Annotated in this window: 17 protein-coding genes; 12 read left to right on the top strand and 5 right to left on the bottom strand. The window is 75.2% G+C overall.

Going from position 1 to position 15,218, the window contains the following annotated elements; translation table 11 throughout:
- The first annotated feature begins 61 nt into the window (after positions 1-61).
- The 4 genes from P3T27_RS23160 to P3T27_RS23145 all read left to right on the top strand — a co-directional run bounded on the left by P3T27_RS23160 (position 62) and on the right by P3T27_RS23145 (position 3,259).
- Positions 62-652, top strand: a complete 591-nt coding sequence (locus P3T27_RS23160) for an isochorismatase family protein (RefSeq protein WP_280681450.1) — start codon at positions 62-64, stop codon at positions 650-652.
- Between the two features lie 342 nt (positions 653-994).
- Positions 995-1,510 carry a MarR family transcriptional regulator gene (locus P3T27_RS23155; protein WP_280681448.1) on the top strand — a complete coding sequence of 172 codons (516 nt, stop codon included), beginning with the start codon at positions 995-997 and terminating at the stop codon, positions 1,508-1,510.
- On the top strand, positions 1,507-2,376 hold the full coding sequence (locus P3T27_RS23150; protein ID WP_280681446.1) for an ATP-binding cassette domain-containing protein: 870 nt from the start codon (positions 1,507-1,509) through the stop codon (positions 2,374-2,376). Before P3T27_RS23155 ends, P3T27_RS23150 begins: the two co-directional genes overlap by 4 nt.
- A complete protein-coding gene (locus tag P3T27_RS23145) occupies positions 2,336-3,259 on the top strand; it encodes an ABC transporter permease (RefSeq protein ID WP_280681444.1) in 924 nt (307 codons plus the stop codon). Before P3T27_RS23150 ends, P3T27_RS23145 begins: the two co-directional genes overlap by 41 nt.
- A 42-nt stretch (positions 3,260-3,301) precedes the next feature.
- Here P3T27_RS23145 and P3T27_RS23140 read toward each other — a convergent pair whose 3' ends face one another.
- Entirely contained in the window at positions 3,302-4,063 is a 762-nt protein-coding gene (locus P3T27_RS23140; RefSeq protein WP_280681442.1) for an alpha/beta fold hydrolase, read from the bottom strand.
- Between the two features lie 193 nt (positions 4,064-4,256).
- Here P3T27_RS23140 and P3T27_RS23135 point away from each other — a divergent pair, with 193 nt between their 5' ends.
- Complete coding sequence (locus P3T27_RS23135; protein WP_280681440.1) at positions 4,257-5,066, top strand: hypothetical protein; 810 nt, start codon at positions 4,257-4,259, stop codon at positions 5,064-5,066.
- A 21-nt stretch (positions 5,067-5,087) separates the two neighbouring features.
- Here P3T27_RS23135 and P3T27_RS23130 read toward each other — a convergent pair whose 3' ends face one another.
- Complete coding sequence (locus P3T27_RS23130; RefSeq protein WP_280681437.1) at positions 5,088-5,441, bottom strand: DUF6401 family natural product biosynthesis protein; 354 nt, start codon at positions 5,439-5,441, stop codon at positions 5,088-5,090.
- Positions 5,442-5,583: 142 nt separating this feature from the next.
- On the opposite strand from P3T27_RS23130, the gene P3T27_RS23125 reads away from it, so the two are divergent.
- From P3T27_RS23125 to P3T27_RS23100, 6 genes are all read left to right on the top strand, one after another.
- Positions 5,584-6,510, top strand: coding sequence for an LLM class F420-dependent oxidoreductase (locus tag P3T27_RS23125; protein WP_280681435.1), 927 nt, complete (start codon positions 5,584-5,586; stop codon positions 6,508-6,510).
- A gap of 106 nt (positions 6,511-6,616) precedes the next feature.
- Positions 6,617-7,336: an AAA family ATPase gene (locus P3T27_RS23120; protein WP_280681433.1), complete on the top strand. Its 720-nt coding sequence runs from the start codon at positions 6,617-6,619 to the stop codon at positions 7,334-7,336.
- Between the two features lie 94 nt (positions 7,337-7,430).
- On the top strand, positions 7,431-8,417 hold the full coding sequence (locus P3T27_RS23115; protein ID WP_280681432.1) for a zinc metalloprotease: 987 nt from the start codon (positions 7,431-7,433) through the stop codon (positions 8,415-8,417).
- 57 nt (positions 8,418-8,474) lie between these two features.
- Positions 8,475-8,684, top strand: coding sequence for a hypothetical protein (locus tag P3T27_RS23110; protein ID WP_280681431.1), 210 nt, complete (start codon positions 8,475-8,477; stop codon positions 8,682-8,684).
- Positions 8,685-8,721: 37 nt separating this feature from the next.
- Positions 8,722-9,177: a universal stress protein gene (locus P3T27_RS23105; protein ID WP_280681429.1), complete on the top strand. Its 456-nt coding sequence runs from the start codon at positions 8,722-8,724 to the stop codon at positions 9,175-9,177.
- 79 nt (positions 9,178-9,256) lie between these two features.
- Entirely contained in the window at positions 9,257-10,123 is an 867-nt protein-coding gene (locus P3T27_RS23100) for a DNA-formamidopyrimidine glycosylase family protein (protein ID WP_280681427.1), read from the top strand.
- Here the strand turns inward: P3T27_RS23100 and P3T27_RS23095 are convergent.
- The 3 genes from P3T27_RS23095 to P3T27_RS23085 form a co-directional block, all read right to left on the bottom strand.
- The gene (locus P3T27_RS23095; RefSeq protein WP_280681425.1) at positions 10,071-10,706 is read right to left on the bottom strand and encodes a uridine kinase; all 636 of its coding nucleotides are present in this window, start codon (positions 10,704-10,706) and stop codon (positions 10,071-10,073) included. The genes P3T27_RS23100 and P3T27_RS23095 overlap by 53 nt on opposite strands.
- A gap of 81 nt (positions 10,707-10,787) precedes the next feature.
- Positions 10,788-12,086 carry a PQQ-binding-like beta-propeller repeat protein gene (locus tag P3T27_RS23090; protein WP_280681423.1) on the bottom strand — a complete coding sequence of 433 codons (1,299 nt, stop codon included), beginning with the start codon at positions 12,084-12,086 and terminating at the stop codon, positions 10,788-10,790.
- Positions 12,087-12,273: 187 nt separating this feature from the next.
- Complete coding sequence (locus P3T27_RS23085; RefSeq protein ID WP_280681421.1) at positions 12,274-12,603, bottom strand: DUF4326 domain-containing protein; 330 nt, start codon at positions 12,601-12,603, stop codon at positions 12,274-12,276.
- Between the two features lie 104 nt (positions 12,604-12,707).
- Between P3T27_RS23085 and P3T27_RS23080 the strand changes: the two genes are divergently transcribed.
- Positions 12,708-15,203, top strand: coding sequence for a SpoIIE family protein phosphatase (locus P3T27_RS23080; RefSeq protein ID WP_280681419.1), 2,496 nt, complete (start codon positions 12,708-12,710; stop codon positions 15,201-15,203).
- Positions 15,204-15,218 lie beyond the last annotated feature (15 nt).

Here is a 15,218-nt window from a genome sequence, read left to right as displayed (position 1 = left end):
CCGCAGCCCTCGCAGCCGCCGCCCGCCCCGTTCCCCGTACCGAACCGAAGGTGGTGCCCCCATGCCCGCGACGACCCTGCGCGCCCTGAACGGCCTCGACGAGACGCCCGCCGTGCTCGCCGCGTCCACGCTGATCCTGATCGACTACCAGAACACCTACACGCGCGGCGTGATGGAGCTGGAGGGTTGGCGGGAGGCGCTCGACGCGGCCGCGGCCCTGCTGGCCCGGGCACGCGAGGCGGGCGCCGAGGTCATCCACGTGATCAACGACGGCGGCGCGGGCACCCCGTACGACATCCGTGCCGAGATCGGGCAGATCCACCCCGCCGTGGCGGCGGCCGAGGGCGAGCCCGTCGTCGTCAAGCAGGCCCCGGACGCCTTCGTCGGCACCGACCTGGGCGCCCTGCTCGACGAGGCCGGCCACAAGGACGTCGTGGTCGCCGGCTTCATGACCCACATGTGCGTGGCCTTCACCACGGCGGGCGCCTTCCTGCGCGGCAACCGTCCGACCGTCGTCGCCGACGCCTGCGCGACCCGCCCGCTCCCCTCGACGGACGCCCAGGTGAGCGCCGCCCAGCTCCACGCCGGCGCCCTCGCGACGATCGGCGACCTGTACGGCGTGGTCGTGGAGTCGCAGGCCTCGCTGGGCTGAACCGCCGCCGCCGCTGGGGCCTGCGGGGGAGGCCCCAGAGGCGGCAGGCCCCGGCGGCGGGAGGTCAGGACGACGGGCGGCAGAGCAGCGCGTCCGGGACTCCGGCGTGCAGCCGGCGCCAGGTGAAGGCGACACCCGCGACGTACTCGTTCGAGGCGCACTGCCCCTTGTCGGAGCCGGGCGCCCAGTCGCTGGCCGCCGAGTCGGAGCCGGTGGTGGCCGGCGGCCGGTCTGTACGCGGTCACCCGAGATCCGCACAGCCGCGCCCGGCCCGGCAGTCCGCCGATCCGTCCCGTCCGACCCCTGGACGAATAGCTCTCACTGAGAGCTAACATCGGAGGTATGGGTGCGACACCGGAAACGCTCACTTCTGCACCGGCCCCCGACCTCCGCCCGGTCGACGACCCCGGTGCGACCGACGAACTCTCCGCCCTGCTGGTCGGGATCCAGCGCCTGGTCCGGCGCCGGCTGCGACAGGGCCTGACCGAGCCGAGGCTGCGCGGGGCGCAGGTCGAACTGCTGCGCCTGGTCATCGACGCGCCGGGGCTGCGGGTGTCCGACGCGGCCGAGGAACTGTGCCTGGCCGGCAACTCCGTCTCCACGCTGGTCAACCAGCTGGTCTCGCTGGGGCTGCTGCGCCGCGAGGTGGACCCGGCCGACCGCCGGGCCGCCCTGCTGTACGCGACCGGTGAGGCCGTCGAACGCCTCGACGTCTGGCGGGCCCGCCGCACCGCACTGGTCGGGGAGGTGGTGGCCGGGCTGCCCGCCGAGGACCGGGCGGCGCTGGCGGCCGCGCTGCCCGCCCTGCGTGGGGTGGCGGCGGGCCTGCGCAACCCGCCGGGAGAGGAGAAACGATGACGTCCGCCGAGAACGGCGTCGGCGAGGCGGTGGTCTGCCGGGGTCTGGAGTACACCTTCCACCACGGGCGCGGAAAGGGCGCGAGCACCAGGGCCGTCGACGGCGTCGACCTGACCGTGCACACCGGCGAGGTCTTCGGCCTGCTGGGCCCCAACGGCGCGGGCAAGACCACCGCGATCCGCGCGATCACCACGCTGCTCCCGGTCCGCGCCGGCATGGTGCGGGTCTTCGGCCACGACCCGGCCCGGCAGCGCATGGAGGTCCGACGACTGCTCGGCTACGTGCCGCAGCAGCTCTCCGCGGACTCCGGACTGACCGGCCGCGAGAACGTCGCGCTGTTCGCCCGCGTCTTCGACGTGCCGCACGCCGAGCGCCGCGAGCGGGTCTCCCAGGCGCTGGCCGCCGTGGACCTCACCGACGCGGCCGACCGGATGGCCGGCACCTACTCCGGCGGCATGGTGCGCCGCCTGGAACTCGCCCAGGCCCTGGTCAGCGCCCCGCGCCTGCTGGTCATGGACGAGCCCACCATCGGCCTGGACCCGATCGCCCGCACCGGCGTGTGGGAGTGCGTCGACGCGGTCCGGCGGGCGACCGGGATGACCGTACTGGTCACCACCCACTACATGGACGAGGCCGACTGGTACTGCGACCGGCTCGCCCTCATGGACCACGGCCGGATCCGCGCGCTCGGCACCCCGGAGGAGCTCAAGGCCCAGGTCCGCGAGCAGGACCCGCAGCAGACCGCCCCCAGCCTGGACGATGTGTTCCGCCACTTCGCGGGCCGCGACCTGGCCCGCAACGAGTCCTCGGAAGGAGAGTTCAGCGATGTCCGCCGCACCCGCCGCACCGCCTCCCGCGTCCGCTGAGCCCCCGGGCCCCGCCGTCCGCACCGGCACCGGCACCGGCACCGGTGCCGGTGCCGCGACCGCGACCGCCGTCCGCCCCGACCTCGGCCTGCTGCTCGTCCCGCCGCGCGCCCGCACCGGCTGGCGGCTGGTGCCGGCCCGGGTGCTGGCGATGTGCACGGTCGAGCTGCAGAAGCTGCGCCACGACCGCACCGAGCTCTACACCCGGGCCGTGCAGCCGGCGCTGTGGCTGCTGATCTTCGGCGAGACCTTCACCCGGCTCAAGGCCATCCCGACCGGCGGCATCCCCTACCTGGACTACCTGGCCCCCGGGATCATCGCCCAGTCCGCGATGTTCATCGCGATCTTCTACGGCATCATGATCATCTGGGAGCGGGACTCCGGGGTGCTCACCAAACTGCTGGTCACCCCGACCCCGCGCGCCGCACTGGTGACCGGCAAGGCCTTCGCCGCCGGGGTGAAGGCGGTGATCCAGGCCGTCGTCGTGGTGGTGATCGCCGCCCTGCTCGGGGTCGCGATGACCTGGAACCCGCTGCGGCTGCTCGGCGTCGTGGTCGCGGTGCTGCTCGGCTCGGCCTTCTTCTCCTGCCTCTCGATGACCATCGCCGGCATCGTGCTCACCCGCGACCGCCTGATGGGCATCGGCCAGGCCATCACCATGCCGCTCTTCTTCGGTTCCAACGCCCTCTACCCGGTGGACCTGATGCCCGGCTGGCTCCAGGCCGTCAGCCGCGCCAACCCCCTCAGCTACCAGGTCGACGCCCTCCGCGGCCTCCTGATCGGCACCCGCGCCAACCTCCCGCTGGACTTCGCCGTTCTCACCGGGGCCACCGTCCTCGGCATCACCGCAGCCTCCGCTCTCCTCGCCCGCCTCGCCCGCTGACCCCCACCCCGTCCACCCCGTCTCGGCCCCCGCGACCGCACGTCAGCTGCGCGGCTGGCGGGGGAGGGGGAGGGTGAGGGCCTCGGGGGAGGTGGGCGGGAGGGCGAGCGCGGAGGCGGTCTCGGCGGGGAGGGGGCGCAGGCCGAGGAGGGCGGTGGCGAGGTGGGTGGTGGCGCGGTGCCAGTCGGGGATGCGCTGGAGCATGGCGTGGCCGCTGCCGGTGACGGTGTAGCCGCAGACGCGAGCGCCGGCGGCCCGGCTGCGGGCGGCGAAGGCGCGGGTCTCGGCGGGCGGGGTGACCTTGTCGCGGTCGCCGTGCAGCAGCAGGACGTCCCGGTCGGCCAGGTGCTCGCAGGGGTCCTCGGGCGGGCACCAGGGGGCGAGCGCGACCAGGCCGGTGACGGCCGGGTGCCCGCCGGCCCGCAGGGCCGCGCGCCCGCCCATCGAGTGCCCGACCAGGACGGTCGGCACCCCGCCCAGCTCCCGGGCCAGCTCGTCGAGTGCGGCGAGGGCGTCCTGGGCGGCGTCGGCGCGCTGCCCGTTCCAGCCCCGGTGGCGGTAGCGGACGGTACCGACGGCCACGTCGGCGCCGGCGGTGTCCCTGGACAGGGAGCGCAGGAAGCCGTGCATCCGCAGCAGCGGCAGGTTGATCGGCCCGGGCCGGGAGAAATTGTGCTCCTCGCCGCCGTGCAGCACCAGGACGGCGGCGCGCGGCGCCTCGGGCCGCACCCGCCAGCGCAGGGCCGGGTGCGCGGTCGCCGCGCTGCCGGTCGCCGTACCGCCGTCCACCGTTTCGCCGCTCACACCCGCACCGTCCTGTCCCACCCCGTCCCGCCCCCTTGACCGCCACTTTACGCGTGGTGTCGACGGGGCCGTTCGCCCGAGGGGAGCAGCCCGGGGACCAGGCGCGCGCGGGCCGGGCGGGGGGCTGCTATCCACGAAGGGTGGGGGGCAGCGCGCGCCGCTCGTGGCGCCGTGTCACCGAGTGGAGGACTCCGTGGCTCAGCAGCTCGCACTCTCCGTGGACTTCGGGTCGGGTTTCACCGACGCCTGGTCCAAGATCGCGAAATTCATCCCGCAGTTCATCGCCTTCCTGGCGATCCTGGTCATCGGCTGGTTCGTGGCGAAGGCCGTCGCCAAGGTGCTGGACCGGGTGCTGCGCCGGGTCGGCTCGGAGAAGGTCGCCGAGCGGGCCGGGATGACTCGCTATCTGAGCGGGTCGAAGTACGACATGACCGGCATCATCTGCAAGATCGTCTACTACGTGGTCCTGCTGATGGCGTTGCAGCTGGCGTTCGGGGTCTTCGGTCCCAACCCGATCAGCGTGATGATCCACAGCATCGTGGCCTGGCTGCCCAAGGGCATCGTGGCGGTCGTGATCGTGGTGGTCGCGATGGCCATCGCCAACGGCGTGCGGGACATCGTGGGCAACGCGCTCTCCGGCGCCTCGTACGGCCGGGCGGTCTCCCGGATCGCCTGGGCGTTCATCGTCGCGCTCGGTGTCATCGCGGCGCTCGGCCAGGCCGGGATCGCCACCGCGATCACCGGTCCGGTGCTGATCGCGGCGCTCGCCACGATCACCGGCGTGCTGGTGGTCGGCGTCGGCGGCGGTCTGATCATGCCGATGCGCCAGCGCTGGGAGCGCTGGCTGGACAACGCCGAGCAGGAGAGCGCCAAGCTGCGCGGCAGCGCCTACCAGGCGGGCCGGGCGGACGCCCTGGCCAACCAGCCGGTTCGGCCGACCACCCAGGCCACCCCGCCCGCGCCGGGCATCGATCCGGGTCGCCCGGGCGACCAGCCGAGCTGACCGACCCGGCGGCCCGGCGGGTCAGGCCCGCAGCAGGCCGTCCTCGCGCACCAGCCAGCAGACCGCGGTCAGCCGGATCACCGCGTAGTCGTACCCCACCGGCTCCCGCCAGCCGATCTCGGTGAGCGCGTCGAGGAAGCCCAGCGCGTAGTCCGACAGTTCCTCACGGTCCAGGGGCCGGGGCGTCAGCTCCGGCCCCTGCGCGTACAGCAGTTCCCGCAGCATCGCGGCGTGCTGGTCGACCGCCGCGACGAAGCCGGGTTCGAAGGCGAACTCGGCCAGCCGGGGCGTGAACGCGGCGACGATGCCGGGCAGCGGGCAGCCGGCCGGCTCGTCGGGGGAGCGCCGGAAGGACTCGTCGGGGGTGGCGAACATCCGTCCACCGTAGGCGAGCAGGGCGGCGGGACCGGCGGGCTGTGACGGTTCCGTGCTGAGACCTTGGCCACCTTCGGCAGGTTCGGCGGCTTGGCCGGATCTCTGCGCCGATCACCGGGTGGTCTGTACCAGAATGGCCCGTATGGATCTCCGCATCTTCACCGAACCGCAGCAGGGCGCGAGCTACGACACCCTTCTGACGGTCGCCCGCGCCGCCGAGGACCTGGGTGCCTTCAGCGCGTTCTTCCGCTCCGACCACTACCTGAAGATGGGCGACGCCGACGGCCTGCCCGGGCCGACCGACGCCTGGATCACCCTGGCCGGCCTCGCCCGCGAAACCCGCACCATCCGCCTCGGTACCCTGATGACCGCCGCCACCTTCCGCCTCCCCGGCGTCACCGCGATCCAGGTCGCCCAGGTGGACGCGATGAGCGGCGGCCGGGTCGAGTTCGGCCTCGGCGCCGGCTGGTACGAGGCCGAGCACGCCGCCTACGGCATCCCCTTCCCGAAGGAGAAGTTCGGTCGGCTGGAGGAGCAGCTGGCGATCATCACCGGCCTGTGGAACACCAAGTTCGGCGAGACCTTCGACTTCGCCGGGGAGTACTACACGCTGACCGACTCGCCCGCGCTGCCCAAGCCGGCCCAGGACCGGATCCCGGTGCTGGTCGGCGGGCTCGGCCCGAAGCGGACCCCGGCGCTGGCCGCCCGCTTCGCCGACGAGTTCAACCTGCCGTTCGCCTCGGTCGAGGACAGCGCCGCCCAGTTCGGCCGCGTCAGGGCCGCTGTCGAGCAGGCCGGGCGTTCGGCCGAGGACCTGGTGTACTCCAACGCGCTGGTCGCCTGCGTCGGCCGGGACGACGCCGAGGTGGCCCGCCGGGCGGCCGTGATCGGCCGGGACGTCGACGAGCTGAAGGCCAACGGCCTGGCCGGCACCCCGGAGGAGGTCGCCGAGAGGATCGGCCGGTACGCGGCGGTCGGCAGCGAGCGGATCTACCTGCAGATCCTGGACCTGGACGACCTCGACCACCTGGAGCTCATCGCCTCCCGGGTCGCCCCGCAGCTCGGCTGACCGACCGGGTTCCCGCCGCGGCGGTCCGTACCCGGCGACCAGCGGTCTTTACTCGCCCTTGGGAATGCGTAATGCTCCAAGGGGAGGAACGACGGGGGGAGGACCGGTGGCCAGGACGAGAACGGTGGAGGCGGCGGCACCACGGGTGCCGCCGCCTCGCGCCGCCGCCGAGCAGGCCGAGCAGGCGGTACGGGCCGAGCGTGTTGAGCGGGCCGCACGGATCGAGCCGGTGGAGCGGGCCGTGCGGGTGCAGCCCGGCCTGCACGACCTGCGGCCCGGCCCCGCCCCGGCGGCGCTGCACTACCCGGCCGGCGACCTGCTGATCGTCTCCGGGCTCCCCGGCGGCGGCAAGAGCACCCTGATGCGCCGCTGTGTGCGCGCCCCGCTGGTCGACTCCCAGCTGGTCCGCGAGGAGTACGCGGCCAGACTGCCCGGCCGCCTCCCGTACGCCTGGTACCGCCCGCTGGCGCGGATCGCGCACTACCGGCGGCTGCGGCGCGCGGTGCTGGCCGGCGGGCCGCTCGCGGTGCACGACTGCGGCTCGCTGCCCTGGGTGCGGGCCTGGCTGACCCGTACCGCCGCCCGGCAGGGCCGCCGGGTCCACCTGCTGCTGCTGGACGTCGACCCGGCCGAGGCGCGGGAGGGCCAGCAGAGCCGGGGCCAGAGCGTCTCCGGCTACGCCTTCGCCCGGCACCGGGCCGCCGTCGACCGGCTGCGGCGCGGGCTCACGGCGGCGGAGGGGCCGCCGGACGGGTGTGCGTCGGCGGTGGTACTCGACCGGGCCGCCGCGCGCGCCCTACGGGAGATCGTCTTCGTCGCGTCGTAGTCTCGGCGAATCCGCGCCGAGCCGGGCGGGCCCGGCGGACGTCCTCGGGCGGGGCGCGGCCGACACTCCCTCAACTCCCCTGTCAGGAGCGCAGATGCGCCGTACTGCCCGGGCGCGTTCGCGTGCCCCCCGCCTGTTCCCCTGTGCCGCCGCGCTGGTCGCGGCCGCAGGCCTCGGCCAGCTCGCCGCCCCGCCCCCGCACTCCGCCGCCGCGACCGCCGCCGCCACCGCGGCCTGCGCAGGGTCCGACTCCGACGCCGGCTCCGACGCCGCCGCCCGCAAGCCGGCCGGCAGCCAGGCCGGGCGGGACCCGAACGCCGTCACCGCCGCCGAGGCCCGCGCGATGCAGGCGGACCTCGACCACCGGCTCGCCCAGCTCTCCTCCGCCCACGCCCGGATCGGTGCCCCGACGACCGTCCCGGTCTTCGTCCACGTGATCCACGCCGGAGACACCGGCCGGCTCGACGGGGGCGTCGTCGCCGCCCAGATCGGCCGTCTCAACGCCGCCTACGGGGGCCAGGGCGACGGCAACACCCCCAGCCGGTTCCACTTCGAGCTGGCCGGCACCGACTACACCGACAACGCCTCCTGGTACAACGGCATCACCCCCGGTTCCTCGGCCGAGCAGGCGATGAAGAGCGTGCTGCGCAGGGGCGCGGCGGGCACCCTCAACCTCTACACCGCCAAGCTCGGCCAGTCCTTGCTCGGCTGGTCGACCTTCCCGAGCGCCTACCGTTCGAACCCCGCGGACGACGGCGTGGTCCTCCTCGACGCCTCGCTGCCGGGCGGCTCCGCCACCCACTACAACGAGGGCAACACCGCCACCCACGAGATCGGCCACTGGCTCGGCCTCTTCCACACCTTCCAGGGCGGCTGCCTGCCCCCGGGGGACTACGTGGACGACACCACGCCCGAGCGCACCGCCGCCTTCGGCTGCCCCGAGGGCCGCCACACCTGCACCGGTCCCGGACTGGACCCGATCCACAACTTCATGGACTACAGCTATGACTCCTGCATGACCCAGTTCACCCCCGGGCAGGTCCAGCGGATGTCCGACTCCTGGGCCGCGTACCGGAGTTGAGTCAGCAGAAGGTGTCGACGTGGCGCAGCACCCGGCCGTCGCCCGCGCGCTCCCGGGGTGGCGGGCGGCGAGGAGGTCGGCGAATCCGCCGGTACGGCGGCGCGGCTTGCCCGGCATCCGGGCATTCTCGAAGAACCTGCATTCTCGAAGAACCTCAGACCGAACGGGCCTGCTGCGCTCGATCCGAATGTGAAATGCGATCGCGGCGTGGCAAATACCGGCTGCACAGCCGATTTGATCTATGTTCGGGGTGTCGGGACCGAGTAGGAGTCCGAGCAGGAACAGAGCGCTAAGGAGTGACGCCATGAGTGCCAACCCCCGGATCGTCGTCGGCGTGGACGGCTCGCCCGCCTCGGAGCAGGCGCTGCGTTGGGCGGTGGACTACGCGCGGGCCGTCGGCGGGACCATCAACGCGATCGCCGCCTGGGAGTACCCGGCGTTCTACGGCTGGGCCGGGGCGGGCGTGCCCACGGCCGAGGCCTTCAACCCCGAGGAACTGGCCGGCAAGACCCTCTCCGACACCGTCGTCAAGGTGGTCGGCGACGACCCGGGCGTGCGGATCAGCGAGAGCGTGATGCCCGGCAACGCCGCGCAGGCCCTGCTGGCGGCCGCCAAGGGCGCCGCGCTGCTCGTCGTCGGCAGCCGCGGCCTCGGCGGCTTCTCCGGCGTGCTGCTCGGCTCGGTCGGCCGCCACCTCACCGAGCACGCGCCCTGCCCGGTCGTCGTCGTCCGCGAGGGCCAGGCGCCCGTGGCCGAGTAGCCGGTAGCCCTCGGCCGGGTGGCCCACGGCAGGGCCGCCCGCGCTCCCGTCGGGCCGCCGCGCGGAGGAGGATGGAGGCATGCCAGAAGGTGACTCCGTCTACCGTGCGGCGGCCCGGCTGCACGACACCCTCGCCGGACAGGTGCTGACCAGCGCCGACCTGCGGGTGCCCGCGCACGCCACGGCCGTGCTCGGCGGCCGCCGGGTGCTGGAGGTCGCCCCGCGCGGCAAGCACCTGCTCACCCGCCTCGAAGGCGGCCTCACCCTGCACACCCACCTGCGGATGGACGGCCGCTGGGAGGTCTACCGGCCCGGCGAGCGCTGGGCCGCCGGCCCCGCCTGGCAGATCCGCGCCATCCTCGGCACCGACCGGGGCACCGCCGTCGGCTACCGGCTGCCCGTCGTCGAACTGCTGCGCACCGCCGACGAGCAGCGCGCCGTCGGCCATCTCGGCCCCGACCTGCTCGGCCCCGACTGGGACCCGGTCGAGGCCGTCCGCCGACTGCTCGCCCACCCCGGCCGCCCGGTCGCCGAGGCGCTGCTCGACCAGCGCAACCTGGCCGGCATCGGCAACGTCTACGCGGCCGAGCTGTGCTACCTGGCCGGCGTCACCCCGTGGACCGAAGTCGGCCAACTCCCGTGCCCCGACCGACTGGTGGAGCTGGCCCGGGAACTCCTCGACGCCAACCGGCTGCGCCCCGGCCACATCACCACCGGCGACACCAGACGCGGCCACCAGCACTGGGTCCACGGCCGGGCCGGCCGCCCCTGCCCGCGCTGCGGCACCCTCGTCCGGACCGCTCGCCAGGGCACGCCCCCGCAGGACCGGGTGGCGTACTGGTGCCCCTACTGCCAGCGCGGGCCGGCGCCGGCCGGTTCGGCCGGTTCGCCCTTCAGGTCCGCTCGACCAGGGCCGGGTGGCGCGGGTCGTCCACCCGTACGGTGACGTCGGCGGCCTCGGCCGGGCCGGTCTCCGCCTCGTAGCGGGCGAAGGCGGGCAGCGTCCACTGCTGGTCGGCGGGCATGCGGCGGGCCAGGGCGGTCGGGGTGAGCGCCAGATGGACGGTCAGCTCCAGCGGCAGCCAGCGGCCGAGCAACAGGGCGCCGTCCAGCAACAGCACGCCGCCGGGCGGCAGTTCGGTGTACGGCACGCGGGTCGAGCGGTCCGTCGCCGGGTCGCGGAGCGAGGACAGGACGCGGCCGCTGCCGCCGGGCTCCAGCGGGTCCAGCACCTCGCGCAGCAGGGCGCTGTCGTCCAGCCAGAGGTCGTGGAAGGCGTCCGCGTCCTGGTGGCCGTACTCCAGGCGGATCGAGGCCGGGCGCAGGAAGCCCGCCGCCGACACCCGCAGCGCGGGGCGCCCGCGCAGCCGCAGTGGCTCCACCAGGGCGTCGGCGAGCAGGTCGGGGCGGGCGGGCCCGGCGCCGTCCACCGCCACCCGCAGCCACCGCCGGCCGGCGCCGGGCAGCGCGGTGATGCGGTCGGCGAGCAGTTCGGCCAGCTGTTCGGGGGAGATCGGGCGTACCTGCATCAGGCCATCCTGCCGTGCCGGGCGGGCGTTCGGGTGAGTCGGTCGGGTGGGCCGTTCACGTGGGGCGGTCAGGTGGGTCGGTCAGGTGAGCGGGAGGGCGTGCAGGACGTCGTCGTGGCCGGCGTACAGGTGGCCCGCGTCGGCGGCGAGGGACCAGACGTCCTTGCCGGGGCCGGAGTCGCGGAAGGTCCAGCGCGGCCGGCCGTTCGCGGTGTCGATCGCGCAGACCCCGGCGGCGGCCGGGCCGGGGACGAACAGCGTGCCGCCGACCACCAGCGGGTGGCTGCGGCTGTCCAGCAGGAACGGCAGCCGGTACGACCACTGCAGGGCACCGGTGGCCGCGTCATGCCCGGTGACCAGGCCGTTGTCGCGCGGGAGGTAGATCCGCGGGCCGTCGGGGACCGGGGGCATCGCCCGCCACGACTCGTCCCGGGCGGGGGAGACCGTCCAGGCCGGCTCGCCGGTCGGGCGCAGCGCGCGGACGCCGGCGCCTTCGGGGACGTAGACGTTCGCCGGGCCGCAGATGCACCAGCGCAGGTCCTCGGCGGTCGCCTTCCACAGCTCCCGGCCGTCGGCGGCGTCCCGGACCACCAGCTCGGCGCGGCCGCCCAGGTTGCGCACGTACGGGATGCGGCCGCCGGGGGCCGTGACCGGACCGACCGGCTGCTCGTCCCGGTCGGTGGGGAGGTTCCAGAGCACCGAGCGGTCCGAGATCCGGATCGCGAAGATGCGGTTCTTCACCGTGGCGGACTTCTCCCACCCCGGGCTCCAGGCGTAGCCGTACAGGGTGTCGTCGTCGCAGCCGGCCAGGTGGAGGGAGCCCTGCAGATCGTCGGGCAGCGGCAGGCTCCAGTCGGCGGCGGGGTCGCTGAGGTGGCGGGAGTCGAGGTGGCCGGGGGAGGTCGTGGTGAACATCCTGTCCGGCCCCAGCACCACCTTCGGCAGCAGCTCCAGATCGCTCGGCCAGTCCCTGCTCGGCGCCTCGAAGGTCAGCAGCCGGGCGGCGGCGCCGGTGGCCGGGTCCACGACCTGGAGCCCGGCCCGGGAGAGGAACACCGGCCCGGTCGTGCGGCCGGCCAGCCGCTCGGGCGTCATCGCCTCCGGCCCCCGGTACGTCCACACCGGGGTCGGCCCGGACAGCGGGGTCGGCTGCGGTTTCGGCGGCGGAGCCGGCTGGTCCGCACCTGAACGGCCGAACGCCCACACCGCCCCGCCCGCCGCCAGCACCCCGGCGCCCGCCAGCAGCCCGCGCCGGCTCAGCCGCGGCCCGTCGCCGCCCCCGCCGACCACGTCCTCGGGGGCCTGCGCGACGCCGTCCGCCTCCCCGTCCCACCGCCACGACGCCTCGCGCACGGGTCCCTCGGACGATGGCGACTGCATACCGGCTCCCGCTTCCCCCCGGGGCGCCCCTCGCGCCACCACCCGCCCGGAGGATATCGAACAGGCCCCGGACCACCCGAAACCGCCGCGGTGAGCCGGGTGTACCGGGCGGGGGAGTCGTTCACCGGGCCGGTCGGGGCCGTGCTGCCGGACGCGGTGGAGGCCGACCTCTCCGGGCTGTGCGCCGTCAGCCGTTCGGGGGGTGGTCGGCGAGGTCGGCGAGGACGTCGGCGTGGCAGGGGAGCGGGGCGCACCAGCAGCCGAGGCGGTGACCGCGCAGCGCTGGCACGAGGGCGAGCAGGTCGGGGCGGGCGAGGAGGTGGGCGCGGTACTTGACGACCATCTGCTCGCGGGTGAGGTCGGGGCCGGGCCGGTAGGGGCAGTGCAGCGGCGAGTCGGGCAGGTGCCAGCCGCCGCGGTGCATGGCGCGGCCGACGTAGACGACGTCGGCGTAGGCGGGGTCGTCGCGGTGGCCCTTGAGGTTGACCACGGTGGTGCGGCCGGGGTTGCGCGGCATGCCGTCCATGCTGGCGCACGCGGGGTGGGCGGGCACCCCGGGCCGGAGGCCGGCCGCCCGGGGCTCGCCTTGACACGCCCCTGGGCCCGGCGTAGCAAAAGAGCATGCGCCATCCGCACGCGGAGGGCCGTGCCCGGGCGGTGCGGCCCGACCCGCACCGGTCGCAGGAGCCCGACGCCGCCCCGGCGGACCACGAGCGGGACGACCTGCTGACGGGCGCCGTCCGCAGGGCGCTCGGCGACACCGGAGCGTACGGCGTGATGCTGTACCTGCGCTCGCGGGACGGGCGTTCGCTGGTGATCTGCACGATCGCGGGCGTACCGCTGTCGATCATGAGCCCGTTCCGGCGGATCGCCGCCGCCGGGCCGCTGCCGGTCGCGGTCTGCTTCCGCACCGGGCGGACGATCATCCTCTCCGACACCGAGGACACCATGCGGCGCTTCCCGCAGCTCGCGGTCGGCATGCCGTACGACTTCGCCTCCGCCTGCGTGCCGGTGGCGAGCGGGGGGGAGCGGTTCGGGGTGATCAGCGCGCTCTGGCCGGCCTCGGCCGAGGGCGTGCCGGAGGGCGCCCCGCGGCGGCTGGTGGAGGTGGCCGAGCGGCTGGCCGCCGGGCTGGCGGGGCTGGTGGCAAGCGGGCACCCGGTGGAGCCCGGCGCCGACGCGGCCGTGGTCGAGCTGCCGTCGCCGTCCGCGCCGACCATCCGGGTCGGGTTGTTCGACTGGAACGTCGCCACCGGGGCGCTGGCCGCCGACGAGCAGTTCCGGACGATCTTCGGCTTCGGCCCCGGCGAGTTCGACGGCACGGTGGCCTCGCTGGCAGCCCGGATCGCCCCCGGAGACCGGCCCGAGTTCCGGTCCGCCGCCCGGATCGCGCTGGTCCGGGGCGAGGTGCTGGCGGCCAGGGTCCGGGTGCTCGGGCCGGACGGCCACCCGTACCCGGTGGAGCTCTGGGCGCGCGTGCCCGCCATCAGCGACGGCCGTACCCACCTGGTCGGCGCCGTGCTGGACGCCCGCACCCTCACCGCCGCCGCGGCCGCCGTCGAGCGGCTGCGCGACGGCGTCTTCTCGCTCGACCCGGACGGCCGGATCAGCTACGCCAACCGCAGCGCCGAGCCGCTGCTGCAGGCGCGCCGCGAGGACCTGGTCGGCCACCACCCGTGGCACGCGCTGTCCTGGCTCGCCGACCCGTTCTACGAGAACCGCTACCGGGCCGCCCTGCTCTCCCAGCAGCCCACCGCCTTCCTGGCCCTCCGCCCGCCGGGCAGCTGGCTCGCCTTCTCGCTCTACCCCGACGCGCACGGCGTCACCGGCCGGGTGGTGGCCGCCGGGCCCCCGCCGGGTACGGCCGAGCCGCCGGCCACCGTCCCGCCCGGTGTCCGGTCCGACCTGCCGACCGGCGTCGGCGGCACCTACCACCTGCTCCAGCTCGCCAGCGCGCTCACCGAGGCCGTCAGCGTGCGGGACGTCTGCCGGGTGGTGGCCGAGGAGATCCTGCCGGCCTTCGGCGGCCAGGAGCTCGCCATCTACGGGGTGCGCGACAAGCACCTGCACCTGGTCTCGCAGAGCGGCTACCCCGAGGGCTTCCTGGACCGCTTCGAGGGCACCCCGGTCGGCGCCCGCATCCCGGGCGCGGAGACGCTGAGCACCGGCACCCCGATCTTCTTCGAGTCGGTCCAGGAACTCGCCGCCGCCTACCCCGACATCGCGCTCGACGAGATGGGCGCCTGGGCCTTCCTGCCGCTGATCGCCTCCGGCCACCCGGTCGGCAGCTGCATCCTCGGCTTCGACCGGCCGCGCCCCTTCACCGCCGAGGACCGCGGCCTGCTCACCGCGCTCGGCGGCTTCATCGCCCAGGCGCTGGAGCGGGCCCGGCTGTACGACGCCGAGTTCGCCCTGGCCCGCGGCCTGCAGCACGCGTTGCTGCCGCACCGGCTCCCGGACGTGCCCGGTATCCGGATCACCGCCCGCTACCTGCCCGGCACCCAGGGCATGGAGATCGGCGGCGACTGGTACGACGCGATCGTCACCGGCGGGGACGTCACCCTGGTGATCGGCGACGTCGAGGGCCACAGCGTCGGCGCGGCCGCCGCCATGGGCCAGCTGCGCAGCGCCGTCCGCGCCTTCGCCACCACCGACGACCCGCCCGGCCAGGTGCTCTGCCGTACCAACCGGCTCCTCCTGGACCTCGACCCCGGCCTGCTCGCCAGCTGCTGCCTGGTCCGCCTCACCCCCGCCGACGGCTCCGTCCGGATCGCCCGGGCCGGGCACCTGCCGCCGGTGCTGCGCCACCCGGACGGACGGGCCGAGGCGCTCGACGTGCCGGGCGGGGCGCTGCTGGGCGTGGACGACGAGGCCGAGTACCCGGTCAGCGAGCTGTGCCTGGCGCCCGGCTCGGTGCTCGCGCTGTACACGGACGGGCTGGTGGAGGACCCGGCGGTGGCGATCGACCAAGGGGTGGACCGGCTGCGGGCCGCGCTCGCGCGCGGCGGGGCGGACGGGCCGGAGGACCTGGAGGGCCTGGCGGAGCGGGTGCTGCGCGAGGTCGGCCCGTCGCACCGGGTGGACGACGTGGCGCTGCTGCTCACGGCTTTCGGCTGAGGGCCGGGCCGGGCG

It is taken from the genome of Kitasatospora sp. MAA19 (assembly GCF_029894125.1).
Taxonomy (GTDB): Bacteria; Actinomycetota; Actinomycetes; order Streptomycetales; family Streptomycetaceae; genus Kitasatospora.
The sequence above is the reverse complement of the archived record's forward strand: the minus strand, read 5'-3'. Positions and strand labels throughout refer to the sequence as shown.